Annotated in this window: 23 protein-coding genes; 18 read left to right on the top strand and 5 right to left on the bottom strand. The window is 63.7% G+C overall.

Annotation, left to right across the window (positions count from 1 at the left end):
* Positions 1–5: 5 nt before the first annotated feature.
* A complete protein-coding gene (locus tag NP503_RS13380; protein ID WP_127268600.1) occupies positions 6–1,652 on the bottom strand; it encodes an acetolactate synthase large subunit in 1,647 nt (548 codons plus the stop codon).
* Between the two features lie 85 nt (positions 1,653–1,737).
* Positions 1,738–3,075 (bottom strand): SRPBCC family protein, encoded by a 1,338-nt coding sequence (locus NP503_RS13375; RefSeq protein WP_164748648.1) that lies wholly within the window; start codon positions 3,073–3,075, stop codon positions 1,738–1,740.
* Between the two features lie 128 nt (positions 3,076–3,203).
* Here NP503_RS13375 and NP503_RS13370 point away from each other — a divergent pair, with 128 nt between their 5' ends.
* Positions 3,204–4,097 (top strand): LysR family transcriptional regulator, encoded by an 894-nt coding sequence (locus NP503_RS13370; RefSeq protein ID WP_127270114.1) that lies wholly within the window; start codon positions 3,204–3,206, stop codon positions 4,095–4,097.
* Positions 4,098–4,101: 4 nt separating this feature from the next.
* On the opposite strand, the gene NP503_RS13365 is transcribed toward NP503_RS13370, so the two are convergent.
* On the bottom strand, positions 4,102–5,373 hold the full coding sequence (locus tag NP503_RS13365; RefSeq protein ID WP_127269819.1) for an FAD-binding oxidoreductase: 1,272 nt from the start codon (positions 5,371–5,373) through the stop codon (positions 4,102–4,104).
* A gap of 195 nt (positions 5,374–5,568) precedes the next feature.
* Between NP503_RS13365 and NP503_RS13360 the strand changes: the two genes are divergently transcribed.
* The 7 genes from NP503_RS13360 (at position 5,569) to NP503_RS13330 (ending at position 14,330) form a co-directional block, all read left to right on the top strand.
* Complete coding sequence (locus NP503_RS13360; protein WP_127269817.1) at positions 5,569–6,561, top strand: dipeptidase; 993 nt, start codon at positions 5,569–5,571, stop codon at positions 6,559–6,561.
* Positions 6,562–6,873: 312 nt separating this feature from the next.
* Complete coding sequence (locus NP503_RS13355; protein WP_127270115.1) at positions 6,874–8,433, top strand: ABC transporter substrate-binding protein; 1,560 nt, start codon at positions 6,874–6,876, stop codon at positions 8,431–8,433.
* Between the two features lie 52 nt (positions 8,434–8,485).
* Entirely contained in the window at positions 8,486–9,433 is a 948-nt protein-coding gene (locus tag NP503_RS13350; RefSeq protein ID WP_127268564.1) for an ABC transporter permease, read from the top strand.
* A gap of 28 nt (positions 9,434–9,461) precedes the next feature.
* The gene (locus tag NP503_RS13345; RefSeq protein ID WP_127268563.1) at positions 9,462–10,301 is read left to right on the top strand and encodes an ABC transporter permease; all 840 of its coding nucleotides are present in this window, start codon (positions 9,462–9,464) and stop codon (positions 10,299–10,301) included.
* On the top strand, positions 10,298–11,281 hold the full coding sequence (locus tag NP503_RS13340; RefSeq protein WP_127268562.1) for an ABC transporter ATP-binding protein: 984 nt from the start codon (positions 10,298–10,300) through the stop codon (positions 11,279–11,281). Before NP503_RS13345 ends, NP503_RS13340 begins: the two co-directional genes overlap by 4 nt.
* Positions 11,278–12,255: an ABC transporter ATP-binding protein gene (locus NP503_RS13335; protein ID WP_127268561.1), complete on the top strand. Its 978-nt coding sequence runs from the start codon at positions 11,278–11,280 to the stop codon at positions 12,253–12,255. The genes NP503_RS13340 and NP503_RS13335 overlap by 4 nt, the downstream gene beginning before the upstream one ends.
* A 47-nt stretch (positions 12,256–12,302) precedes the next feature.
* The gene (locus NP503_RS13330; RefSeq protein WP_127268560.1) at positions 12,303–14,330 is read left to right on the top strand and encodes a CocE/NonD family hydrolase; all 2,028 of its coding nucleotides are present in this window, start codon (positions 12,303–12,305) and stop codon (positions 14,328–14,330) included.
* Positions 14,331–14,350: 20 nt separating this feature from the next.
* Here NP503_RS13330 and NP503_RS13325 read toward each other — a convergent pair whose 3' ends face one another.
* Positions 14,351–15,253, bottom strand: a complete 903-nt coding sequence (locus tag NP503_RS13325) for a LysR family transcriptional regulator (RefSeq protein ID WP_127270117.1) — start codon at positions 15,251–15,253, stop codon at positions 14,351–14,353.
* A 102-nt stretch (positions 15,254–15,355) separates the two neighbouring features.
* On the opposite strand from NP503_RS13325, the gene NP503_RS13320 reads away from it, so the two are divergent.
* From NP503_RS13320 to NP503_RS13310, 3 genes are all read left to right on the top strand, one after another.
* Complete coding sequence (locus NP503_RS13320) at positions 15,356–16,345, top strand: zinc-dependent alcohol dehydrogenase family protein (RefSeq protein ID WP_127270119.1); 990 nt, start codon at positions 15,356–15,358, stop codon at positions 16,343–16,345.
* A gap of 233 nt (positions 16,346–16,578) precedes the next feature.
* Positions 16,579–16,881, top strand: a complete 303-nt coding sequence (locus tag NP503_RS13315; RefSeq protein WP_127270121.1) for a zf-TFIIB domain-containing protein — start codon at positions 16,579–16,581, stop codon at positions 16,879–16,881.
* 67 nt (positions 16,882–16,948) lie between these two features.
* The gene (locus NP503_RS13310) at positions 16,949–17,935 is read left to right on the top strand and encodes a Tim44 domain-containing protein (protein ID WP_127270123.1); all 987 of its coding nucleotides are present in this window, start codon (positions 16,949–16,951) and stop codon (positions 17,933–17,935) included.
* A gap of 41 nt (positions 17,936–17,976) precedes the next feature.
* Here NP503_RS13310 and NP503_RS13305 read toward each other — a convergent pair whose 3' ends face one another.
* Positions 17,977–19,074 (bottom strand): lactonase family protein, encoded by a 1,098-nt coding sequence (locus tag NP503_RS13305; RefSeq protein WP_127270125.1) that lies wholly within the window; start codon positions 19,072–19,074, stop codon positions 17,977–17,979.
* 199 nt (positions 19,075–19,273) lie between these two features.
* Here NP503_RS13305 and NP503_RS13300 point away from each other — a divergent pair, with 199 nt between their 5' ends.
* From NP503_RS13300 to NP503_RS13270, 7 genes are all read left to right on the top strand, one after another.
* Positions 19,274–19,825, top strand: a complete 552-nt coding sequence (locus tag NP503_RS13300) for a MaoC family dehydratase (RefSeq protein ID WP_127270127.1) — start codon at positions 19,274–19,276, stop codon at positions 19,823–19,825.
* Between the two features lie 2 nt (positions 19,826–19,827).
* Complete coding sequence (locus NP503_RS13295; RefSeq protein WP_127255131.1) at positions 19,828–20,988, top strand: CaiB/BaiF CoA-transferase family protein; 1,161 nt, start codon at positions 19,828–19,830, stop codon at positions 20,986–20,988.
* Positions 20,985–22,154, top strand: coding sequence for an extracellular solute-binding protein (locus NP503_RS13290; protein ID WP_127270129.1), 1,170 nt, complete (start codon positions 20,985–20,987; stop codon positions 22,152–22,154). The genes NP503_RS13295 and NP503_RS13290 overlap by 4 nt, the downstream gene beginning before the upstream one ends.
* Positions 22,155–22,180: 26 nt before the next feature.
* Complete coding sequence (locus NP503_RS13285) at positions 22,181–23,368, top strand: ABC transporter substrate-binding protein (protein WP_127267484.1); 1,188 nt, start codon at positions 22,181–22,183, stop codon at positions 23,366–23,368.
* A 71-nt stretch (positions 23,369–23,439) separates the two neighbouring features.
* Entirely contained in the window at positions 23,440–24,177 is a 738-nt protein-coding gene (locus tag NP503_RS13280; RefSeq protein WP_127267483.1) for an ATP-binding cassette domain-containing protein, read from the top strand.
* Positions 24,170–24,928: an ATP-binding cassette domain-containing protein gene (locus NP503_RS13275; protein ID WP_127267482.1), complete on the top strand. Its 759-nt coding sequence runs from the start codon at positions 24,170–24,172 to the stop codon at positions 24,926–24,928. Before NP503_RS13280 ends, NP503_RS13275 begins: the two co-directional genes overlap by 8 nt.
* Complete coding sequence (locus NP503_RS13270) at positions 24,925–25,875, top strand: ABC transporter permease (protein ID WP_127267481.1); 951 nt, start codon at positions 24,925–24,927, stop codon at positions 25,873–25,875. The genes NP503_RS13275 and NP503_RS13270 overlap by 4 nt, the downstream gene beginning before the upstream one ends.

Genomic DNA, 25,875 nt, shown 5'->3' with positions numbered 1-25,875 from the left:
TGCCGTCAGGGCGTCTGCGGCGCTGGCAGCCGCTCGCGCAGTTCGTCGACAAGCACCCTGGTGTTTTCGGAATAGTCGATGGGCACGACGACGAGATGCACGCCGCCGCCGGTGAAGGCCTGTTCCAGCGCCGGCCGCAAGTCGGTGATCTCCGCAACCCTGGTCCCCTTGGCGCCATAGGCCTCGGCATACTTGACGAAATCGGGATTGCCGAAGGTCATGCCGAAATCCGGGAACGCATCGACCGCCTGCTTCCAGCGGATCATGCCGTAGGCGTGGTCCTCGAGCAGCAGGACGACCAGGTTGAGCTTGAGCCTGACGGCGGTTTCCAGTTCCTGGCTGTTCATCATGAAGCCGCCATCGCCGCAGATGGCCATGACACGGCGCTGCGGATAGAGCAGTGCCGCCATCATCGCCGACGGCAAGCCCGCGCCCATGGTGGCCAGCGCATTGTCGAGCAGGATCGTGTTTGCCATGCGCGTCCGGTAGTTGCGCGCAAACCAGATCTTGTACATGCCGTTGTCGAGGGCGAGAATCCCGTCGGCCGGCATCACGGCGCGCACGTCGTGCACGATGCGCTGCGGCGTGAAGCGATCTTCGGTGGCGCGCGCGGCGATCCGGCTCAGAATGCCTTCGCGCAGCGGCAGCAGGACCTGCGCGTTGGGGATCTTGCCCTCGATGCGGTCGGCCAGCAGCGCCAGCGAAGGGCCGAGGTCGCCGACGATTTCGGCTTGCGGGAAATAGACCTGCTCGACATCGGCTGATTGGTAGCCGACATGAATGACCCTCGGCCCCTTCGCTCCCATGATGAAGGGCGGCTTCTCCACGGTGTCGTGACCGATGGTGATGATCAGATCGGCCTGCTCGATGGCCTCGTGCACGTAGTCGCGCTCCGAAAGGGCTGCCGTTCCCATATAGAGCTCCGTGCCGCCGGGCACGGTTCCCTTGCCCATCTGCGTGGTGAAATAGGGAATTTGCGTCCGCAGCACGAACTGCGCGACATCGGGGGTCACGCGCGGACGCGACGCCGCCGCGCCGAACATCAGCAGCGGGCGCCTGGCTTCCATGATCATAAGGGCGGCGCGATCAAGCGCACCCGGGCTGGCCAGCGGCAGTTCGACCGGGTGCGTCGGCACCAGTGCGATCGGCTCACACTCGGCCGCCGCAATGTCTTCCGGCAGTTCCAGATGTACGGGGCCGGGACGTTCTTCCTGGGCGACACGGAAAGCTTCGCGCACGAGCGAGGGGATCATCTTCGGCGAGACGATCTGGCGCGACAGCTTGGTCAGCGGCTTCATCGCCGCGACGATGTCGACGATCTGGAAGCGCGCCTGCCGGGATGACAGGATGCCCTTCTGGCCGGTGATCATGATCATCGGCATCGCGCCGAGCAGCGCATAGGCCGAACCGGTCGAAAGATTGAGCGCGCCTGGGCCAAGCGTGGTGATGCACACACCCGGCTTGCCGGTGAGCCTGCCATAGGTGGCGGCCATGAAAGCGGCTGCTTGCTCGTGGCGGGTCAGGATCAGCTGGATCGAGGAGCGGCGGATGGATTCGACGATATCGAGATTTTCTTCGCCGGGAATGCCGAAAATCCGTTCGACCCCTTCGTTCTCGAGGGCCGCGACGAACAAGTCCGAACCTTTGGTCATAAACTGTCTCTCCCGCAACATTCCGTCGGCCACCTTCATATGGCATCGGAATGCGACGCCTCAAAGAGGCATCTTCGGCCGCGGGTCAGAGCCGCGTGTTGCAGCTCGCCGCCTTCGGCGATGCGAAAAGTTCCTTCGGCGCGGACCACTGTCTGGCGGTCGCGCCGCGCGTGCCGGTGATCAGCGAACGCAGTTCCGACAGATAGGTCTGCACGAAGAACGAGGTCTGGCTTTCCAGCGGCGTGTAGGGGCCTGGCCGGTAGGCACGGGACATAATGCCGTCGGCATTGTCCTCGGTGATCTTCTTGTCCTGCACCGTGGTGACGTCCCACATCCAGCTGATCGCATCGGCGTCGATGTCGTTATCGGCATCCTTGTCGACGAGCCAGGTCAGGATGACGTCTGTTTCCATGGCGTTGCGCGGTATCATCTGGAACAGCGTGACATAATCATTGGCAGCACTTGCAAACGACAGGCGTCCGAGGCGAAAGCCGCTTTCGCCGCCATCATAGGCGTGACGACCACCCATCAGGCACGAGACCCCCTCGCCCGTATTGGACAGCGTGTTACGGCCGGAGCCGATCGGCTTGCGGTGCATGGCAAACGGCATCGTGTCGAGGTCGCCTGCCTGCCACGCACCCTTGTGGAATTCGGCATCGCCGATGACGCTGTGCCAGGCCTCGATTTCGTTCTGCCACTCGACCGCCTTGTCGGCATCGCGGGTCGCGGTCACTTTGACATGGCCGTTGACGCGGTAATATTCGGGATGAGCCGGCCGGCAGTGATAGCATTCGAGAAAGTTCTCGAGCACCAGCTTCCAGTTCGCCTTGGTCAGATAATTCTTGCGGGCGACGATGCGTGCACGGTCGAGGCCGTTTTCGCGCAAGCCGCCCGTCAGCCCGTCCGCGACAGGCTGGATGTCGGGCAGCGAACTGGCATCGAGGCCACAGAAGACGAGGCCGCCGAAACTCTTGCAGGGCACGCGGTGCAGTCCCAGCGCTTCCGGATCGACGCTTGCCGGCAGATCCTGCCGCGACTGCAGTTCGCCGGTCAGCCTGAACGACCAGGCATGATAGGGGCAGACCAGAAGCTTGCCGCGACCATCCTTGGCGCAGAGCCGCGAGCCGCGATGGGTGCAGACATTGTAGTAGGCCGCGATGTCGTCCTCGGCGTCGCCGAAGCGCACGACGATGATCTCCTCGTCGAACAGCTGGCGCACGATGTAGCGGCCCTTTTCGGGAACCTCGCTGGCATGGGCGACAAGCATCCATTGGCGCGGAAACCACAAGTCCCGTTCCAGCGCGAAGATCGCCGGGTCGGCATAAAAGGCCTGTTCCAGCGACCAGTCCGGACGTTGCCGGTCGATCAGCCTGACGGTCTCGCTTCTGTCGATAGGCTGGCTGTTCGGTGTGTAGGCCTGCACGGCAAACACCTTTCTGCTCGCTGGCGTTAGAATGATGTTTCGATAGAGTGTGCGATGCGGAAAGGCTTGCAGCAAATACAGATATGATAGACCTTCATATCGAAAAGGCATGAATGTAGGTCCGGACCGTGAAAACCCTCAAAACATCGCTTCCCCTGCTGAACGCCATGGTCGTCTTCGAGGCTGCCGCCAGGCATGGCGGGCTGACACTGGCCGCGCAGGAGCTCAACATCGCACAATCGGCGGTCAGCAGGCATGTCGCCAATCTCGAGCGCCAGCTGTCGGTCGAGCTGTTCACGCGCAGAGGCAACCGCGTCGCCGTCACCGGGGCCGGCAACACGCTGGCCGAAGCGATCCGCGAGGGTCTCGGCACCATCAGGCAAGCGGTCGAGGATTTGACCGCGCACGACAGCGATACATTCATGGTCGGCTGCAGCCACGACTTCGCGCAGGCATGGCTGATGCCGCGCTTCGGCCTCATCACATCGCAGGTTGCCGATGGCCGGGTGCTGCTGCAGACATCCACCGATTACAGGGATTTCGATCAGCCTGAAGTGGCATTGTCGATCCGTTTCGGCGAAGCCGGGCAATGGCCCGAATTCGTGACCGAAAAACTGCTCGACGGTGAATGGTTCCCGGTCTGCGCGCCGGCGTTCCTGGCGCGTTATCCGGCGCTCGCCTCGGAAGACCCCGAGGCTTTCATGGCGGTGCCGCTGCTGCATCAGGTGACGCCGCCCGGCGCGATCGACAGTTGGCAATCATGGATCGGAACCGACCGGAAACTCGACGGACCTCGGTTCACCAGCTACATGTCGATGATCCACGAAACCATCGCCGGGCGCGGCGCGGCACTCGCCTGGGCGGGATTTGCCGATGAGCATCTGCGCCGCGGCCAGCTCGTCCGGCTGACGAAAACCTCGCGTCGCCACGCCGGCTCCTTCCACATCGTCATGAGGAAGAATGCCGGCCCGGTGGTCAGGGCGGTGGCGCAGGCGCTGCTGGCCAGCGTCGGCGACAGCTAACAGATCAGGCCTCGCGACCAAACCGCGACGCTTCATGACGCGCGCCCCAGGCCGGCATGGCGGCCTCGATCTCGGCCTCCGACTTGAAGGCATCGGAGGCGTAGCGATCGACACGGAACCGCTCGGCGGAAACGAACGGGGTGTGCCCGAGGACCAGTTCGCAGGATAGCCGGCCAAGACCCGGTCCATGGGTGACGCCGCTCTCATTGTCGCCGCCGACGACCACGACATTGTCGCTGCCGGGCACCTTGCCGACGACAAGGCCGTTGTCGGGCGTGTAGCACGGCACGCCTTGCGCCCAGCTCGCGATCGTCGAACCGCGCAGCGGCGGGAACACAGTCTGCAACTCGGCAAGCTCCTGCTCGGAGGTCTCCCGCATCAGCTCGATATTGTGCGGCTGGCCAGGTTCGATCTCGTTGTCGTCGGTCTTGTAGAGAGGTTTGTAATGCCGGCCGGTTCCCCACATGACGGCGCCGAATGTTTCGCGCAGCCACAGCCGCAATTCGCGGCATTGGACCGTGGGAATGGTCGACGGCAGCCCACGATCGTCGGTGACGATGCGCGTTGCGACGACGCGCAGCAGCGGCAACTTCCAGCCGAGGCCTGATATGACCTGGTTGTTCCAGGCGCCGGCGGCAACGATCACGCCGTCAGCCTCAAGGCTGCCCTGATCGGTCTCGATGGTCACCCGGTCACCGGCATCATGGACGGCCGTTACGCGTGTGCCGCTGCGAAAAACACCGCCGAGCTCGCTGATCTGGCCGGTCAGTACCCCCATCGCCAGCTTGGTGTCGAGCTGGATGCCATGCGGATTGTAGGCGGCCGAATGGACCCGCGCCGGATCGATGAGGCCCTGCATCTTCTGGCCGATCTGCGCGGCGTTCAAATCCTGCATTTCCGGCGGGGCATAGGGTGAGTCCAGCACCGGTCGGACGAAACGCTCGCGCCCATCCTCGGTCAGCGCCATGATCAAGGTGCCGTTTGGCCGATAACCGATCTCGACGCCGACCTCGTGCAGCCTGCGATAGAAATCGAGGCCATATTGCTGCAGTTGAAGGCCTTCTTCACCGAGCGGGATCATGCCGGCGGACCAATGGGAGACGAAGCCCGCGCCGGCGCTGGTGGTCGCGGCACCCGGCTGACCCGCATCGATGACCGTCACCCGGCGCACGCCGGACCGCAGCAAATGGAAAGCCGCGCTGCAGCCGATAATACCGCCGCCGATCACGGCGATATGCCTGCTATCGCTCCCGCCATGGCTTCCGTTTGAGCTCATCTTTGTTCTCCCTTTTGCCGATGGCCCGGTCGGAGCGACATGCAGCGACGGCGACCATACAGGCCCGTTCGGAGCTGTCTAGACACATGTGTCTGTGGCCTGATACTTGATGCGCACTGCATCTGGATCACACATCCGGAACGCCGCTTGATCTGGCCTTCCGTTGTTGGTGTTGCCGAGAGAGCGAGGAAAAAAGTGAGCGTTTCGACTGCCGCCAAGGCCATTTTCGACAGTGAAATCATATGGGACGCGCATTCCGGCTTCATGCCGGATCCGGCTGCGGACCTGAACAATCTGCAGATCTGGCGCGACGCCGGCATCGACTATCTGTCAATCGATGTCGGCTTCGACCTGTTGCCCTGGGAGCAGACAGTGCGGACGCTCGCAAATTTCCGTCACTGGATCCTTGCCAATCCCGAGCACTACACGCTGGTCTCCTCCGTCGCGGAAATCCGCAAGGCCAAGCTCGAGGGCAAACTGGCGATCACCTTCGACATTGAGGGCATGAACGCGCTCGACGGCCGCATCGAAATGGTCGAGTTCTATCACCATCTGGGTGTGCGCCAGATCCTGTTCGCCTACAACAGGAACAACCTCGCCGGCGGCGGTTGCCACGATGTCGAGACCAGCCTGACGGCATTCGGCCGCGAGGTCATCGACGAGATGAACCGTCTCGGCATGTTCGTCGACGTCACCCACACCGGCTACCGCACCTCGATGGAGGTGATGGAATACTCGAACCGCCCTGTCATCTTCTCGCACTCCAACGCCAAGGCCCTGTGCGGCCATGGCCGCAACATCACCGACGAGCAGATAAAGGCCTGCGCGCGCACCGGCGGCATCGTCGCGATTGTCGGGCTCAATCGTTTCCTGGGAGAAGGGCGGACGGACTCGGACAGGCTGGCTGACCACATCGAATATCTCGTCGACCTGGCTGGCCCAAATCATGTCGGCATCGGACTGGACTACGCCTTTCCGGTTGATGTCAAAGGCATCGACCGCATCATTTCCGACAATCCGCAATTCTGGCCCAAGAGCGAATATCCGGAAGGGGCGACGACCTACGCGGCTCCCGGCCAGATGCGCGAACTGACCGATGTGCTTCTGCGCCGCGGCCAGTCCGAGCAGACCGTGCGCAACGTCCTGGGCGGCAATTTCGTGCGCCTGGCGGCCGAAATCTGGAAGTGAAGGTAGCGGAGAGCGCGTCTCCGCTCCAGCTCTTGATCCAGGCCCCACCGAATAGCGGGCCAGGCCGCACCGTGTGCGCGATCACATTTCGCGCTTAGCCGCTTGCCCATGCCGACGTAGCGGCGGGGTCGGATCGGATATCGAGATTTCCCGCAAGATCGTCCGTCTCCAAGATTCGGACATGCCGGCAAAATTTTCGCTAGACATAGATGTCTATTATTAGCAGTTTTAGCTGACAGACACATTCGGCCCGGCTTGGAGAATGGCCAACGGCTGGAAAGCAAAACAACGAAAACAGCAGAGGGGTAGAGCATGTCCATTCTAGCCGACACCAGGGTTTCGCGCCGCAGCCTGCTCGCCGGAGCCGGCGCTTTCGGCCTCGCCTCAATGGTCAATCCAAAAGTTTCCTGGTCGAGCGACGGGCCGATCCTCAAGGTGCGATCCTACGCCGACATCCAGACGCTCGACCCTTGCTTCCGGCTGGCGGCGCCTGAAGGCGACATCACCAGCGTCATCTTCGCCGGCCTCGTCGTCACCACGCCGGGCGATAGCTGGGGCTGGCGGCCGATGGCGGCGGAAACGATCAAGCAGCTCGACCCGCTGACCGTCGCCTTCCAGCTGCGCGACAATATCGGTTTCACAGACGGCTACGGCCAGATGACGGCGGAAGACGTCAAGTTTTCGATCGAACGCATCGCCGACCCCGCCAACAAAAGCCCCTATTCCGGCGACTGGGCAACGCTCAAGGAAGTCGAGGTCAAGGACAAGCTGTCGGGGCTGATCCACCTGAAGCAGGCCTTCGCGCCGCTGTGGACGTCGACCTTGCCGACGCCGTCCGGCACCATCCTGTCGAAGCGCGCCATCACCGAGCTCGGCGGCAAGATGGGCGTCAAGCCGGTGGCCCAGTCGGGCCCCTACATCCTGAAGGAATGGCTGCCCAAGCAGCGCACGGTGCTGGTGCGCAATCCCGACTGGAAGTACGAGCAGGGCGCCTTCGCGGAAATCCACATCCATCCGATCGAGGATGAGAAGACCGCCGAACTTGGCTATGAGGCCGGCGACCTCGACTACACCTGGACCGCGGTCTCCTCGATCTCGCGGCTGAAGCAGACACCGCCGCCAAAGACGACCGTCGTCGAGAAGCCTTCGCTGGCCTTTGTCTGGCTCGGCATGAACCAGGATGTCGCTCCCTTCAACAATCCGAACATGCGCCGCGCGGTTCAGTACGCCGTGGACCGCAAGGCGGTGGTCGACGCTGCCTATTTCGGTGCGGCCGCCACGGCCACCGGCATCATCGCGCCCGGTCTGCCTGGCCATCGCGAGAAGAACCTCTTCGATTTCGATCCGGACCGCGCCCGCGACATGATCGCCAAGGAGGGGCTGGCCGGCACCACGATCACGCTCGACATCCTCAACAAGACCGAGCGGCTGACCGCGGCGCAGGTCGTGCAGTCGAACCTGCAGGATGTCGGTCTCACTGTGGAGATCAAGCAGAACGACAGCGGCACCTTCTGGACGCTTGGCGCCAAGGAAGGCGACTACTACAAGAAGCTGCAGATGATCATCAGCCGCTTCTCCATGCAGCCGGACCCGAGCTGGGCCACCGCCTGGTTCACCCGCGACCAGATCGGCGTCTGGAACTGGGAGCGTTTTTCCAGCGAGGAATTCGACAAGCTCAACGCCGAGGGCATGGTCGAGCTCGACCCGGCAAAGCGCGATGTCATCTACAAGAAGCTTCAGGACCTGATGGAGGAGAACGGCAACTACATTTTCCTGACGCATGAGGTCACCGGCATCATGAATCGAGACACGCTTGTGGCCGGCCTGAAGCCGAACGGCGAACCCGTGTTCACCGACTTCAAACCGGCATGATATCGGCGGGCGGGGCTCGCCCCGGCCAAAGACCATCCGACAGGTACCGAAAATGATCCGCTACGCCCTCAAGCGTCTGTGGCTTGGCGCCATCATCATCAGCGTCGCCATGATGATGATGTTCGCCATGGTCTACCTCATTCCCGGAGACCCGGCCTCCGTCGCGCTGGGGCCACGCGCGACGCCGGAGATGAAGGAGGCGCTGCGCGAGCGTATGGGCTTGGATCAACCTGTCTGGCGGCAATTCGTGAACTTCTACGGCTCTGCCTTGCATGGCGATCTCGGCACCGAGGTTCTGTCGAACCGGCCGGTCCTGGACGTGGTGATGGAACAGCTTCCGTTCACGCTGGCGCTGGTGGTCGGCGGCATCACGTGGTCGGTGGCGCTGGGCATCCCGCTTGGCTGCATCGCGGCGGTGCGGCGCGGCGGCTTTGTCGATCAGGTGATCGGGGTGCTGTCGGTGGCGATGATCGCCGTGCCATCCTTCGTCGTCGCCATCTATTCGCTGCTGGTGTTTGCGGTCGCCCTGCAATGGCTGCCGGCGATCGGCGCCGGCGAACCGGGCGACCTCGCCAGCCGGCTTCAGCACCTCATCCTGCCGTCTCTAGCGGTCGGCCTTGGCTGGATCGGCTACATCTCGCGCATGGTGCGCGCCTCGATGCTGGAGACACTGGAGGCCAGCCATATCCGCACGGCGCGCGCCTTCGGCCTGACCGAGCACCGGATCGTCTACACCTACGCGCTGCGTATCGCCGTGCTGCCGACGATCACCTTGCTCGGCGTCGGCATCGGCCACATGCTGTCGTCTTCCGTTTTCGCCGAAATCGTCTTCGCCCGCCCCGGCATCGGCAAGCTGGTCTATGAGGCGATCTCGGTGCGCAACTACCCCATCGTCTCCGGAGCCGTGCTGGTCACCACGGTCTTCTTCGTCCTCGTCAACGTAGCGGCCGACATTCTGGTCGGCCTATTGGATCCCCGTGTCAGATCAAGTTTCAACTGAGCTGCCGTCCCGCAGCTTCCGTCTCGGCATGATATGGCGCACCGTGCGCCGCATCATGCGCGAGCCGCTGGGCGCCATCGGCCTGACGCTGGTGACGGTCGTGGTGCTGTCAGCGGTCTTCGCCAGCCTCCTGACCAGCTATGCGCCGAGCAAGATATCGCCGGCCGAACGCTTCGCTTCGCCGAGCCTGCTGCATCTGCTCGGCACCGACCATCTCGGCCGCGATCTTCTCACCCGGGTGCTCTATGGCGGGCGCGTCGCGCTTTTGATCGCGCTGGGCGCGACAGCGGTGTCGCTGGTTGTCGGCGTCGTGCTGGGGCTGATCGCAGGCTATGGGCCGCGCTGGCTCGACAATGTGCTGCTGCTGATCTTCGACGCGGTGAAGAGCTTTCCCACCGTTATGCTGGCGCTGACGCTGGTCACCCTGTTCGGCCCCTCGCTCTACGCGGTGGTGCTGGTGGTGATGCTGGTCAATGTGCCGGGTTATGCCCGCATCATCAGAACCCAGACGCTGGTGCTCAAATCAGCCGAACATGTCATGGCGGCGCGCTCGATGGGCGCCAGTGCGGGCCGCATCCTGCGCGTCCATATCCTGCCCAACATCATCGGCCCGATCCTGATCTTGATATCGATGGACATTCCCGTGGTGGTGGCGATCGAGGCCGGCATGAGCTTTCTCGGGCTCGGCGTGCGGCCGCCGACGCCGAGCTGGGGCGCGATCCTCAATGACGGCTTCGCCAACATTCGCGATTCCTACTGGATCGTGATTGCCGGCGGCCTGCCGATCGTGCTGACGACACTCGGTTTCACCTTCTTCGGCGAGACGCTGCGCGACCTCTTCGATCCCAGGCTGAAGGGACGCTCATGACGGTTCTCGAGGTCAAGAATCTGAGCGTCGCCTTCCACACCGAGAGTGGGCGATTGGAGGCGCTGAAGCAGGTGAGCTTTTCCGTGCCGGCCAACCGCAGCGTCGGCGTGGTCGGCGAATCCGGCTGCGGGAAATCGACGCTCATCAACGCCATTCTCGGCCTGCTCGCCGACAATGGTGAAATCACATCGGGCGAGATCATCTTCGAGGGCGACAAGGACCTTGCCCGGCTCGACCCCACCGCGATGCGCGGCTTGCGCGGTCTCAGGATCGCCACCGTGTTCCAGGATCCGATGGGCGCGCTCAACCCGGTGCTGTCGGTGGGGCGCCAGATGCGCGACATCCAGTATCGCTCGAACCTGTCGAAGCGGGACAAGGATGCGCGCTCGGTCGCCATGCTGCGCAAGGTTCGCATTCCCGATCCGGAAAGCCGGCTGACGCAGTTTCCGCACGAGTTCTCCGGCGGCATGAAGCAGCGCATCGCCATCGCCATGGCGCTGATGATGGAACCGGCGCTGCTGATCGCCGACGAGCCGACGACTGCGCTCGATGCGACGCTGGAGGTGGCCACTATCGAACTGCTCAAGGATCTGCAGCGCGACATCGGCTGCTCGGTGCTGTTCATCTCGCATCATCTGGGCGTGATTGCCGAACTCTGCGACGAGATGATCGTGATGTATGCCGGTGAGGTGGTGGAGAGCGGCACGACTCGCGAGATCTTCCACGATGCGCGCCATCCCTACACGCAGAAGCTTTTGGCCTGTGATCCCGCGCGGCTGTCGCAGCGGGTTGCCCGCCTGCCGACCATCGCCGGGACCTTGCCGGATCTGCGCCGCCGACCAAGCGGCTGCGTCTTCCAGCCGCGCTGCGATCGCGCCGACGCCCAATGCCTGACGACGCCTCCCAGCGCAATCCTCGGTGGGTCTCACATCGCCCGCTGCTGGCATGCGGACATTCCCTTGGGAGCGATGAACGCATGAGTTCCGACGACCTGCTCCGTGTCAGCGATCTGCGTGTCTCGTTCCGGGTTGGCGGCCTGTCCGCCAGACTTGCCGGGCGAGCCACCGAGATCGAAGCGGTGTCCGGTGTCAGCTTCACGCTTCAACGAGGCAGCACCTTCGCATTGGTCGGCGAATCCGGCTCGGGCAAGACGACGCTGGCGCGCACGCTCAACGGTCTTCAGCCGGTGAAAGCGGGCACGATCCTGTTTGAAGGGCAGGAACTGCAAGGCCTGTCCAACGCCGCCATGAAACCGGTGCGGCGGCGCATGCCGATGATGTTCCAGGATCCGGTCGGATCGTTGTCGCCGCGGCTCAGCGTGCGGTCGCTGCTGTCGGAGCCTTTCGTCATCCACGGACTGTCGGATCGCGATCTCAACGCCGAAGTCACACGACTTCTTGCACTGGTCGGGCTGCCGCGCGATTTCGCCGACCGCTACCCGCACCAGCTTTCCGGCGGCCAGGCGCGCCGCGTCGGTGTGGCGCGGGCGATCGCGCTGGACCCGGTGCTGGTCGTCGCCGACGAGCCGACAGCCGGCCTCGACGTCTCGGTGCAGGGAGAGGTGCTGAACCTGCTCAACGACCTGCGTGACCGCATGGGCCTGTCGATGCTGATCATCACCCACAATCTGCATGTCGTGCGCCAGATCGCCGACCGCATGGCGGTGATGTATCTCGGACGCTTCATCGAACAGGGCGAAACCGAAGCGATCTTCCGCGCGCCGCATCATCCCTATACGGCGGCCCTTCTCTCGGCCAATCCAGAGCCCGATCCCGACAGGGTGCATCAGCGTATCACGCTGCCGGCTGACGTTCCGTCCTTGTTGGCGCGCCCTTCAGGCTGCGAATTTCACACACGCTGTCCGCAGGCCCAGGGCCGCTGCACGGTGGATGTCCCCGTCCCGGTCGCAGTTGGCGACAGCCGTCTGACCTGCCATTTCCCGCTGAACACATAAGGATCGCCACCGGCGCAAGTGTCGGCCGGGCGTTGAGAGGAGCCGCCATGCAAGATATCCGCGTCGTCACCGATTTCCCGCGCAAAGTCCGCGAGATCGAGAATTTGTGGATTCCGATGCCGGACGGCGTCAAGCTGGCCGCACGCATCTGGTTGCCGGAAGACGCGGAGGCCGATCCGGTGCCGGCGATCCTGGAATATCTGCCATATCGCAAGCGTGACGGAACGGTGGAGCGCGATGCGCTGACGCATCCCTATTTCGCCGGTCACGGCTATGCCGGCGTGCGGGTCGATATGCGCGGCTCGGGCGACAGCGAGGGGCTGTGCAAGGGTGAGTATCTGAAGCAGGAGCAGGATGACTGCCTGGCGGTCATCGAATGGCTGGCCCGGCAATCTTGGTGCTCGGGTAGTGTCGGCATGATCGGCATCAGCTGGGGCGGCTTCAACGGGCTGCAGGTCGCCGCCCGCCGCCCGCCGGCGCTGAAAGCCGTCGTCTCGCTGTGCTCGACCGACGACCGCTATAATGATGACGTGCATTATCTCGGCGGCGCGATGATGTGCGACAATCTGATGTGGGGAACCACCGCTTGGGCCATCGCCATGACGCCACCGGATCCGCTTGTTGTCGGCGACCGCTGGCGCGAGCTTTGGGAGCAACGGCTGAACGGCAACGGCATCTGGATGCAGGACTGGTTCGAACACCAGCGCCGCGACGATTTCTACAAGCACGGTTCGATCTGCGAGGATTATTCCGATGTCGAGATCCCGGTCTATGCCGTCGGCGGCTGGGCCGACGGCTATCCCAATCCGATCTTCCGGATGCTGGAAAAACTGAGCGGTCCTCGCAAGGGCCTGATCGGACCCTGGGGCCACAAATATCCGCACTTCGCCATGCCCGGACCGCGTATCGGCTTCCTGCAGGAGTGCCTGCGCTGGTGGGATCAATATCTCAAGGGCATCGACACCGGCATTGCCGACGAGCCGATGCTGCGCGCCTGGATTCAGGATCCCGCACGGCCGGCGGCGATCTATGACGAGCGGCCCGGCCGCTGGGTGGCGGAACCGGCGTGGCCGGGACCCGGCGTCGGCGAAAAGGTGCTGAACCTTGCGCCGCATGTGCTGAGCGAAGCCAAGGGCGCAAACGCGATCCTGGAGGTTTCATCGCCACAGACGGCCGGCCTGTCGTCCGGCGCCTGGTGCGGCTATGGCGTGATGCCGACCTTGCCGGTCGACCAGCGCATGGAAGAAGGCAATGCCCTGATCTTCGAGACGGCGCCGTTGACCGAAGCGGTCGAGATCCTTGGCTTCCCCGAATTCGAGGTCAAGCTCTCCTCCGACAAGCCCGTCGCCCTTCTGTCCGCCACGCTGTCGCAGGTATTCCCTGAAGGTGCCGCCTCGCGTATCAGCTACGGCATCCTCAATCTGAGCCATCGCAACGATGATCTGGACATCGCACCCATGGTGCCGGGCCAGGCGGAGACCGTCCGCGTCAAGCTGCGCTGCTGCGGGCAGCGTTTCGAGGTCGGCGAGCGTATCCGGCTGGCGCTGGCGACATCGCATTGGCCGATCGTCTTCCCGACGGCCGAGCAGGCGACGTTGTCGATCCATTGCGGCGACAGCCGGCTGATCCTGCCGGTGCGCGCGCAGCAGAAGCTGGACGACACACTGGGGGTTTTCCTGACTCCGGAAAGCGCCGCGCCGATGGAGCAAGAGGTGCTGGCCAAGGGCGACGGCTTCCAGCGTTCGGTGTCGACGGACCAGGTCACCGGCGAGACCGTCTATCAGGTCGCCAATGATGGCGGCACGGTGCGGCATCCACATACGGGAATGGTGCTCTCGGCGAGGCATGTCGACCGGTTCATCATCCACCCCGACGATCCGAACTCGGCGGTCGGCACCTGCACCTGGGACAAGTCCTATGGTCGCGGCGACTGGCAGGTGCGGCTTTCAGTGAAGGCGACGGTAAGGGCGCTGCGAAAGGTCTGGCGGATCGAGACCCACATCACCGCCCATGATGGCGATGAGCTGATCGTCGACCGCAGCGAGGTCAAGGAGTATCCGCGCGATCTCAACTGAGAGCGATTGCGACGTTGCGGTTAGGCCATCGACTTCGGCAAGGCAGCCGCCAGCGCATCGACGGCCAGCCGCACCTTCAGCGGCAGATGCGGTGTCTGCAGCCAAAGGGCGTGGCAGTCGTAGAGATATCGCGGCTGATCCGGCAACAGCGCCAGCAGAACGCCGGCTTCAATGCGCTCGCGCACCAGCCACCAGGGCAACCAGGCAAGGCCCATGCCGTCGGCAGCCGCGTCAGCGATGGCATCGAGATCGTCGAGCCGCAGACGGCCGGTCGGTATGATCTCCTGCACCGGTTGCCCCTCTCGAGCAAATAGCCAGGGCTGAATGATCTGGCCGAGCCGGCGGTAGACAATTGCCTGATGGTCGGCGAGATCCTCGATCTGTCGCGGTTCGCCATGATTTCTGAGATAGGAAGGTGCGGCGCAGACGACCATGTCCTGGCGCGCGACGCGGCGTGCGATCACCCCCGCCTTGTCGCCCAGAGCACCGGTCCGAATGGCGAGATCGTAGCCATCCTCGGCAAGATCGGCGAAGCGATCGCTGAGAGATAGATCGAGTTCCAGCATCGGATATTGCCGGGCGAGTTTCAGCAGCACGGGCGTCACGCAGTGGCGACCGAAATGCGCCGGCATGGTGACGCGCAGTTTTCCGCGTGGCTCCGAAAACTGGTCGGCGGCGAGCGCATCTGCGGCGTCGGCCTCGGCCAGCACCACCCGACAGCGTTCATAGTAAGCGCGGCCGAAATCGGTCAGGTTCTGCCGGCGTGTGGTCCGGTTGAGCAGGCGAACGCCAAGCCGTTCTTCGAGAGACCGGACATGCTTGCCAACCATCGGTCCCGAGACGTCCAGGGCGACCGCTGCTGCCGCGAACGAGCCGAGATCGACGGCCTTGACGAACACAGCCATGCTTTCGAGCCGATCCATATTCGGAACTCCTGGTTTCTACTGTTCTTCTCGTGCAGCCATTTATCCCTGGGCAGCCTAGCTGCATAGCTCATTCGGTCCAGTTGATTTGGAGTATCCCGAATGACACGTGTGGTTCGCTTTCACCAGCATGGCGGCCCTGAGGTTCTGCGCATCGAGGATGCCGAGCTTCCCCCACCGGGCCCGGGCGAAGTTCAAATCCGCGTCAAGGCGCTCGGCCTCAACCGCGCCGACGCGCTGCTGCGCGCGGGTTCCTATATCGAGACGCCGAAGCTGCCCTCGGGGCTTGGTCTCGAAGCGGCGGGTGTCATCGAGGCTATAGGCGACGGCGTGAAGGAATTCGCGCCGGGCGACGGCGTCAGTGCCATCCCGCCGCAATCGATGATCCGCTGGCCGGCCTATGGCGAGCTTGCCACTTATCCCGCGGAACTTATCGTCAAGCACCCGCCGTCGCTCGACTGGCAAACGGCAGCGGCGGTCTGGATGCAGTACCTCACCGCCTATGGCGCGCTGATCGATATCGCTGGGCTGCACAGCGGAGACCACGTGGTGATCACCGCGGCGTCGAGTAGTGTCGGGCTTGCCGCGGTCCAGATCGCCAACAGTGTGGGCGCGACGACGATTGCGGTGACGCGAACATCGGCGAAGATGCGGGCGCTGCTCGAGGCCGGTGCGGCCGAAGTCGTGGCCTCGACGGAGGAAGATCTGGCGGCGCGGTTGAACCAGATCGCCGGGCCGCGAGGCGTGCGCGTCGTGTTCGATGCGGTCGGCGGCCCGATCTTCGAGCCGCTGACGGCGGCCATGTCGCATAGCGGCATCCTCATCGAATATGGCGGACTGAGCCACGCGCCGACACCGTTTCCGCTATTCGCCGTGCTGGCTAAGACACTGACGCTGCGCGGCTACCTCGTCCACGAGATCACCGGCAACCCGGCGAAACTGGAGGCCGCCAAGGCTTTCATCCTCGCAGGACTCGAGACCGGGACTCTAAAGCCGATCATCGATAGGACCTTCGCGTTCGACCAAATCGTCGAGGCACATCGCCACCTGGAGTCGAACGAGCAGTTCGGCAAGATCGTGGTGACGATCTGAAATCGTGGTGACGATTTGAAATCGTGGTCACGGTCTGAGCGAGATGGCGAACAAATCACTCTTGCGGGCAATATCGCCCCTTGAAGGCGCGGCGCTGCATTCCTAATTGTCCCCTGCGGGCCGGGCCCCTCTGACTGTCGCTTTTGGCGACTGTGATGTCGGACCGCTGTAACGGGCCCGTTTTCATCCTTTTCGGTCGAGCGGGTTCCTTCTTTTTTGGTTTGGAGCGCCGTATGACATCTCCTTCTCTCCTTGGTATGACTTGCCCCTCCTGCCGCGTTGCGCTCGTGATGAGCGAACGCCAGGGTATCGAAATCGACTACTGTCCGCAGTGCCGCGGCGTCTGGCTTGATCGGGGAGAACTCGACAAGATCATCGAGCGTTCCGGCAGGGAAGCGGCGCCCGCGCCGCAGCCACAGCCGGCAGCGTTCTCCCAGCCGCAACACGGCCAGGGCCGCGACGACGATTATTCCCGCTCCCACGGCCACCGCTATCCGAAGCGGAAGAAATCATTTTTCGAAGAGTTGTTCGATTGACCGTATAACGCCGGCACCCGGCGACGGCTGAAATTTCCGAAACCGCAGAGACAAAGGTTCATCTCCGATGACTTCCCGTACAAGCCGATTTGCAGCCCTCTTTGCAGGACTGTTCCTGGCGTTTTCGATGGTCGCGATAGACCATGCCGAGGCGCGCCGCGGCGGCAGTTTCGGCAGTCGTGGCATGCGCACGTTCCAATCGGCACCGCCGACCAGGACCGCGCCGGCCCCGACCGCTCCGGTCGAGCGTTCGATGACGCCCAACACCGGTGTGAACAACGCGGCCCGGCAGCCACAGGCCGGCCCGCAGAGGCCCGGCTTCATGAGCGGCTTCGGGGGAACGATGATGCGGGGCCTGCTGCTCGGCGGCCTGATCGGCCTGCTCGTCGGCCAAGGCTTCGGCGGCCTGGCCGGAATGTTCGGTTTCCTGCTTCAGGCCCTGCTCATCGGTGGCGCGATCATGCTGGCTATCCGCTTCTTCCGCTCGCAATCGGCGCGTGGTCCTGCGCCAGCGCTCGCCGGTGTCGGCAATGCCCAGGCTTCGAGATTTGAGAACCGCGCAACGGCAGGGCAGCAGACTGCAGGCTCCTTCACAATTCCCGGCTTTGGCGGTGGTTCGGGCGGAAGCTCTCCGGCCATCGGTTCTGATGAGATCACGCTGGCTCAGACCGACCTCGACGCATTCCAGCAGCTGTTGACCGATGTCCAGGAAGCATTCGGGCGCGAAGACCATGCCGCTCTGCGCCGGGCTGTTACCCCCGAAATGGTATCCTATCTGTCGGAAGAGCTGGCCGACAATGCCCAGAAAGGTCTCAGGAACGAGGTAACGGACATCACGTTGCTGCAGGCCGACGTCGCTGAAAGCTGGCGTGAGGATGACCGCGACTACGCCACGGCCGCATTGCGCTACGAGTCTCGTGACGTGACGCGCGAACGGGCCAGCGGCAAGGTCGTCGCGGGCGACGATGATCATCCGACAGAGACGACCGAGCTGTGGACATTCGTGCGTGAGAATGGCTCGAACTGGAAGCTCTCGGCAATACAACAGGCTTGAGCCCAGGGCGATTTTGTCCAAGGCTTCACAGTTGTCGGCGTTCAGCGCACGATCTTGACGCACATCGGCGTGCCGATCTCGATGGCGCGCCCGGTGTCGCTGAGTATGCCGGTCTCGGCGTCGCGAGCGAAGATCGAGATGCGGTCGGCGTTCTGGTTGGCGGAAAACAGATGGCCGCCTGACGGCGTCAGCGCCAGATTGCGCGGCGTCGCGCCACCACAAGAGATATAGCCGACGAGGCTCAGCGAACCCGTCTGCTGGTCGACCGCCATGATGACGACGCTGTCATGGCCACGGTTGGAGCCGTAGACAAAACGGCCATCCGGCGAGATCTGGATGTCGGCGCAATGGTTGCTGTCGCGCGCCTCGGCCGGCACCGCGGGCTTCGCGTCGATGAGCGTGAGCTTGCCCGAGGCTTCGTCCAGCGCCATCGCCACGATGGTCGAATCCAGCTCGTTCATAACGAAGACGAAGCGTCCGTTCGGATGCAGTGCGAGGTGGCGTGGACCGGCGCCGGATGGCAAAGCGGATTCGGTTAGCTTGGCCAGATTGCCGTCGTGCCCGATCCGGTAGGACACCAGCCGGTCGATGCCGAGGTCGGCGACGATGGCTGTTCCCCCGCCGATGGTTTCGGTGACGCTGTGGGCGTGCGAGCGCTCCTGCCGTGCCGCATTCGGGCCGCTGCCGGAATGCGAGACGCTGGCCAGCGGGGCCGACAAGGCACCACTCTCCTCTAAGCCATAGACCGCCACCGCGCGATCCGGACCGCCCTCGCCCATGCCGTAATTGGCGACCAGCAGTTTTGTCCCGTCGCGGGTGATGGTGTTGTGGGCGGTGATGCTGCCCAGCGATGGCTGCTTGTTCAGATAGGTGAGCGCGCCCGAGGCACGATCGAAGCTGTAGGCGGAGACAGTTCCCTCGCGCCAGGTGAAGACTTCCGAATTGGCGTAGACGTGTGAACCGTCCGGCGTCACCGAGAAGAAGGTTGGATTGTCGACGTCATCGGCTTCAGCCAGTTTTCGGGTTTCCAGCGTTTCCTCGTCAAAGCTGTAGACGCCGAGACCGACGCCCCGAGCGCCCTGAAAATACGGCGCCTCGCGATTCAGGCTGCCGACAAAGACCAGACAATCCTTGCGCATGATTTTCCTCCCTGCCCGCCTGCGCTTCGGCGCGCGGGAGCAGCCAAAATTTCGCCTGTTCACGCTTGCAACGCAACCCCATATGTGAAAATACTATTTACAAAAGAAGATTGACGGGAGGAGACGTCTTGCATTCAGGCGCCTTGATGCGTGTTCAAATGGTTGCGCGGTCCCTTCGGCAGGACTGGCGGATTCGGTCATGAACGATTTCGCATCCACCGTCGGTGTCGCCTCGACGCATCCCAAGAACATGCCGGCGGATCATGCCGCGCTGCCGGTATGGAACGCCGAAAACTGGTTCTATGAGGATTGGCCGGTCGGGCAGAAGATCCGCTCGTTGCGACGGACCATGGCCGAAGGCGACAGCCATTTGTTCAACACGCTGGTGCTCGACATCCACCCCTATGTGCAGGACCAGATGTTTGCCGAGAGCGAAGGCATTTTCGGCAAGCGGCTGATCGCCGGCGCCTTCGTCTTCTCGGCTGGCCTGGGACTGGTCGCCACCAACTGCGTCAACGCCTTTTCCTATGGCTACGACAAGCTCCGCTTCATAAAACCCGTCTTCATTGGCGACACGATCTATTCGATCCGCTCCAATCTCGACAAGAAGCCCCGCTACCAGGAGATGGGGCTGATCCGCGCCAGCTACGAGGTGTTCAAGGGCGAAGGCGAGCTGGTTCTCTATTGCGAGCATCTGCAGACGGTGAAGTACCGCAACCCGGCCGACTTCGTCGGCAAGACGGAGAAATAACGATGCCGGCAGCAGCCGAATTGCCGCTCGCCGGTCTCGTCGTCGTCGACATGAGCCAGTTCCTGTCCGGGCCTTATTGCTCGCTGAGGCTGCTCGATCTCGGCGCGCGCGTCATCAAGATCGAGCGCCCGGATGGCGGCGACCTGTCGCGCCGGCTCTATCTCAGCGACACCGAGATCGGCGGCGATTCCACCATCTTCCATGCCATCAACCGGGCCAAGGAAAGTCTTGCCATCGACCTCAAGAACGAGGCCGACCTCGAGGCGCTGCGCGGCCTTCTGGCCAAGGCCGACGTGCTGATCCAGAATTTCCGGCCGGGCGTCATCGAACGGCTCGGCCTGGACTACGAGGCGGTCCGCAAGATCAATCCACGCCTGGTCTATGCCTCGATCAGCGGCTATGGTGAGGACGGCCCGTGGGTCAAACGCCCGGGCCAGGATCTCCTGGCGCAGGCGCGTTCCGGCGTGATGTGGTTGAACGGCGACGAGGACCAGGGGCCGGTGCCATTCGGCCTCGCCATCGGCGACATGCTGGCCGGTGCGGCCTGTGCGCAGGGCATTCTGGCCGCACTGGTGCGGCGCGGTATCACCGGTCAGGGCAGCCACATCGAAACCAGCCTGCTGGAAGCGCTTGTCGATTTCCAGTTCGAGGTGCTGACCACGCATCTCAATGACGGCCGCCGGCTGCCCAGGCGCTCCAGTTTCCGCAGTGCGCATGCCTATCTGTCGGCGCCTTACGGTGTCTATCCGGCCAAGGACGGCTACCTCGCCATCGCCATGACGCCGATCCCCAAGCTGGCCGATCTCTTGTCGCTCAGCGAACTCGCACCCTATCGCGACAAGCCGGCATCCTGGTTCACCGCGCGCGACGACATCAAGGCGATCATCGCGCAGCGGATCGCGACCAAGACCATCGATGAGTGGCTTGATATCCTCGAGCCGGCCGACATCTGGTGCGCCAAAGTGCTGACCTGGCCGGAGATGCTGGCGAGCGAAGGGTTCCAGTCGCTCGACATGCTGCAGACTGTGACGCGCGAGGACGATGTCTCGATCCTCACCACCAGTTCGCCGCTCCGGGTCGATGGCATAAGGGCCAAGGTCGATCGGGCGGCGCCCCGCATCGGCGAGCACAGTGCCGCCATCCGCGCGGAGTTCGGCCTGTGAGCGTGCCCATCCTCAAGGGCATGACCTGGAGCCATCCGCGTGGCTACGATCCGATGGTCGCCTGCTCGTCGCTATGGCAGCAGAAGACCGGCGTCGTGATCGAATGGGACAAGCGCTCGCTTCAGGACTTCGAATCCTTTCCGGTCGAGGAACTGGCGCGCGCCTATGATCTCATCGTCATCGACCATCCGCATGTCGGCCAGATCACGGCCGAAGGCTGCCTGGAGCCGCTGGATGTCGCCGGACGCGAGGCGGAACGCACGGCCCTTGCGTCGGGCAGCGTCGGCCAGTCCTATCCGAGCTACAACTGGCAAGGACGGCAATGGGCTTTCCCGATCGATGCGGCAACCCAAGTCCAGGCATGGCGGCCGGATGCGATCAGTGCGCCACCGGCGCGCTGGAGCGAGGTGCTCGATCTCGCCCGTCAAGACCGCGTGCTGCTGCCGTTGCGGCCGCCTCACGTGTTGATGGTTTTCTACACGCTTGCCGGCAATCTCGGGCATTCCTGCACGACCGATTCATCCGACGATCTGATCGATGTGGAGATCGGTAGCCAAGTCTTCGAGGCAATGCGCGAGATCACAGCGCTGGTCGATCCCGCGTGTTTCGAGATGGACCCGATTGCCGTCTCCGAACGTATGGCGGAGGCCAGTTCCAGGTTCGTTTGCGCGCCACTGATCTATGGCTACGTGTCCTATGCGACGGATGGCTTTCGAGCGAACCGGCTGGCCTTTGCCGATGTTCCGGTCATCGGTTCCGGCGGCCCGGTCGGTTCGGCGCTTGGCGGCACCGGCATAGCGGTTTCAGCCTTTTCCAGAGCCAGGGATGCCGCGATCGACTTCGCCTATTGGGTCGCGAGCGGCGATGTTCAGCGCGGCCCCTATGCCGCCGCCGGGGGCCAGCCCGGCCATGCAGCGGCCTGGGAAGATCAAGCCGTCAATGAAGCGACCGGCGACTTCTATCGGGATACGCGAGCGACGCTGGAGGGCGCATGGGTGCGGCCGCGCCATGACGGCTACATGGCGTTCCAGCAGGCGGCTTCCGAACGCATCCTTTCCGGCATGACCTCCCGGCATCAAGCCCGACAGGTCGTTGCCGATCTCAATCGCCTGTTTCGGGAGAGTTCCCCGGCGCAGGTGTCCGGCGCTGCCGGTGGAGGAGCCTGAACCAAACCGAACGGAGGAGAACAAGAATGACAGGAATGATCCGCGGCCTGCTGGCCGCAACGGCGCTTGCCTCGCTTGCAACGACCGCCTTTGCACAGGATGTGCAAGGCGTCATCGGTGGACTGCCGACCGAACTCAAGGCGCAGTATGACGGCGCGCCCCAGAAGGTGCTGCCCTCGGCCTGGGACAATTTCACCGCGCCGCCCAAGCCGTGGAAATGGTGCCACTCGGAATCATATCAGGGCAATCCGTGGCGGGTCACGGTGACCAAGGAACTGAAGCGCCTTGTCGACGGGCTAATCGCCGACGGCACCGTCTCCAGCTTCGAGGTGTCGGACTCCAACAATGACGCCAGCCAGCAGATCAACCAGATCCGCGCCTTCATCGACAAGAAGTGCTCGATCATCACCTCGATCCCGGGTTCGGCGACGGCGCTTGACGACGCCATCGACGCTGCCGCCAAGGCCGGCATTCCGTTCATCACGGCGGCCGGCTCGGTGACCAGCCCGAACGCGATCAATGTCGATTCCAACTATGCGCGCTGGGGCTATGACATGATGGCGGCGATCGGCAAGGCGCAGCCGGACGGCCCCAGAATCCTTCTGGTCGAAGGCATCGCGGGACACCCGATCGTCGTGCAGGAGCGCCAGGGCGCGGACAAGGCGCTGGCCGAAAATCCGAAGCTGAAGATCTCGCGCAACGTCAACGGCAACTGGACGGCCAACGTCACCAAGACAGTGGTGCTGCAGGCGATCGCCACCAACCCGGCGCCGATCGATGCGGTGTGGACGACAGGCAGCGAGAGCCGTGTCGTTGCCGAAGCCTTCGCGGAAGCCGGCCGGCCGGCGCCATTGATCACCGGCTCGATCACCGGCGATGCGCTGGGCTACTGGAAGGCCAACCCCGACAAGTACCGCTTCGAAGGCCATGCGGTTCTGCCGCACTGGACCGCGCAAACGCTGTTCCGCGTCGGCGAGCGCATGCTCGACGGACAGAAGCCGAAGCTGAACACGCTGCTGATCCCGATCCCACCTGTCCACACCGCCGATCTCGGTGCCTGGTACAAGGACTGCATGACGACCGATGCCGTGTCGATCTTCCCGATCCCGCCGAAAGATCCGATGCCGGAGGAATGGCTCGACGCCTATTTCTCGAACCCGGCGCCGACCAAGGGCTGGGATTATTCGAAGGTCCCCGACGCCTGCGCAAAATAACGCTGCGCGAACCAGTCTCTCAACAGGCCGGCTCCTTTCGCGGAGCCGGCCTGCCAGCATCGAATTGTGACATGCTTGAAATCAAAACCATATCCAAACGCTATGGCGAGACGATCGCGCTCGCGGACGCATCGATCGCGTTCCGGGCGGGGACCATCCACACCATTCTGGGCGAGAACGGTTCGGGCAAGAGCACCATGGTCAAGCTGTTGTCCGGCATCGTCCAGCCGGACAGCGGTGTGATCCTGCTGCACGGCAAGCCATTCCCTGGCGCCAATCCATCGGCCTTCCAGGCGCAAGGCTTCGCCACGGTATTCCAGGAGGTGCTGATCGCGCCGGACCGCAGCGTAACCGACAACATCCTGCTCGGCCTCGACGGACTGGTCCGACGTGCCGTTCCCCGCCATGAGCGCCGTGACCGGGCGGAAGCCGCGCTGAAGCGCTTCGCGGTCACCGACGTCCCCCTCGACAAGCCAGCCGGCCTGCTGCCGCTTGCCGCGCAGCAATTGGTCGTTCTCGCCCGCGCGATCGTGCGCAACCCAAAGATCCTGATCCTCGACGAGGTCACCGCCGCGCTCGACTTCGCCGACCGCGAATCGGTTTTTTCGTTGATGCGTGCGCTTGCCGGCGAAGGCTGCCTGATCCTGTTCATCACCCACCGCATGGATGAGGTGATGTCGCTTTCGGACCGCATCTCGATCCTGCGGGGCGGCAGCGTCGTGCGCACCGAAGAGCGCGGCGCTTCCACGCCGGCGGAACTTCTCAAGGCGATGGCGCCACGTACCGCTGCGGAATTGGCGCATGGCTGATCGCACTGCTCTCGATTTTGGTGGTCTTGCCGTTCGCGAACTCGTCATCGCGCCCGGCGCCAGCCCGATCACGCAGGCCATCGCTCCGGGTGAGATCGTCGGGCTTGCCGGTCTCGATGGTCATGGCCAGGAGCTGTTCCTCAAGATGCTTGCCGGCCTGGAACCGTCCCATGGCGGCTCGATCGAACTCGGTTCATCAGATGCCTCCCGAAAGATTACCGGGTTTCGCAAGGCTGTCGCCAGCGGCATCGCCTATTTGCCGCGCGACCGACGCGCCAACGGCATTTTCCCGACACAGTCGGTGCTCGACAATTTCGCCGTCTCGACCTTGTCGCGCGACACGCGGCTCGGGCTAATCAGCCCGTCGGCACGCAAGGCGCGCTACGACCTCTATCGCGAAAAACTCTCGATAGTGGCGCCCCGGCCCGATGCGCCGATCACCACTCTTTCGGGCGGCAACCAGCAGAAGGTGCTGTTGGCGCGTGCCTTGGCGCTGGAGCCCGCGATCCTGCTCCTCAACGATCCGACGCGTGGCGTCGACGTGGCGACGCGGCATGTGCTCTACGACGTGTTTCGCGGGCTGGCGTCCGACGGCATGGGGCTCGTCATCCTATCCAGCGAAATCGAGGAGATTCTTCTCCTGTGCCAGCGCGTGCTGGTGTTCCGTGAGAACGAAGTCGCGGCCGAGATCTCTGGCGACGCGCTCACCACCGACAGCGTGATATCAGCCATGTTCGGACGTGCGGCATGAACCCTGTTGCGCGCCTCCTGTCCCTTGGGCGAAATTTCGGCTTCGCGGTCGTGCTGCTGGTCGTGCTGCTTGCGGTCAATCTCATCCTCAGCCCGGGGCGGTTCCAGCCGGGTTCCTGGGGGGCGCTGGTCGGATTGGCCGCGCCCTTGATCGGCGCGGCCATTGCGTCCACGCCTGTCATCCTCGCCGGGCGTGGCGGAATCGACATCTCGGTCGGGCCATTGATGGGCTTCGTCAACGCTTTGACGATCCAGGTGCTGTTCCTCGGCACCGGCATCTCATCGCCCCTGGTGCTCGTTCCGGCGGCGTTGCTCGTCGGCGCGCTGGTCGGTGCTGCGAACGGCTTTCTCGCGACAATCGTGCGCATCCAGCCGATCGTCGCCACGCTCGGCACCTATCTGATCCTGGCCGGCGTCACGCTGACGATCCTGCCGGCGCCGATCGGCCCGGCGCCGGCTTGGCTCAAGGCCTTGTCCGGCCCGCTCTCGATGCTTCCGCTGGCACTGATGTTCATCGCTTGGTGGCTGGTGCGGCGCACGCCTTACTACGACCAGTTGATGGCGGTCGGCAGCGACGATCGGGCCGCCTACACCGCCGGCGTCGATGTCACGCGCGTGCGCTTCATCGCCTATGTCATGACCGGCATCCTGGGCGGCTGCGCCGGGCTGATGCTGACCGCGCTGATCGGCTCCGCCGACCCTAACATCGGGCCGACCTACACGCTGATCGCCATCGCCGCCGTAGCGCTCGGCGGCGTCAGCCTGGCCGGCGGGCGTGGCGGCGTCGCCGGTGCAGCCATTGGCGCCATCGACATCTTCCTGCTGCAAAGCGTGCTGACGACGTTCAACGTCTCGACCTTCGTGCTGCAGATCGCCTACGGCGCGATCCTGGTGCTGGCCGTGATGCTGACAGCGCTGCAGGAACGTCTTGCCATGGGGAGACGCTGA

The organism is Mesorhizobium sp. SEMIA396 (genome assembly GCF_024518615.1).
Taxonomy (GTDB): Bacteria; Pseudomonadota; Alphaproteobacteria; order Rhizobiales; family Rhizobiaceae; genus Mesorhizobium.
This window is presented reverse-complemented; position numbering and strand designations above follow the sequence as displayed.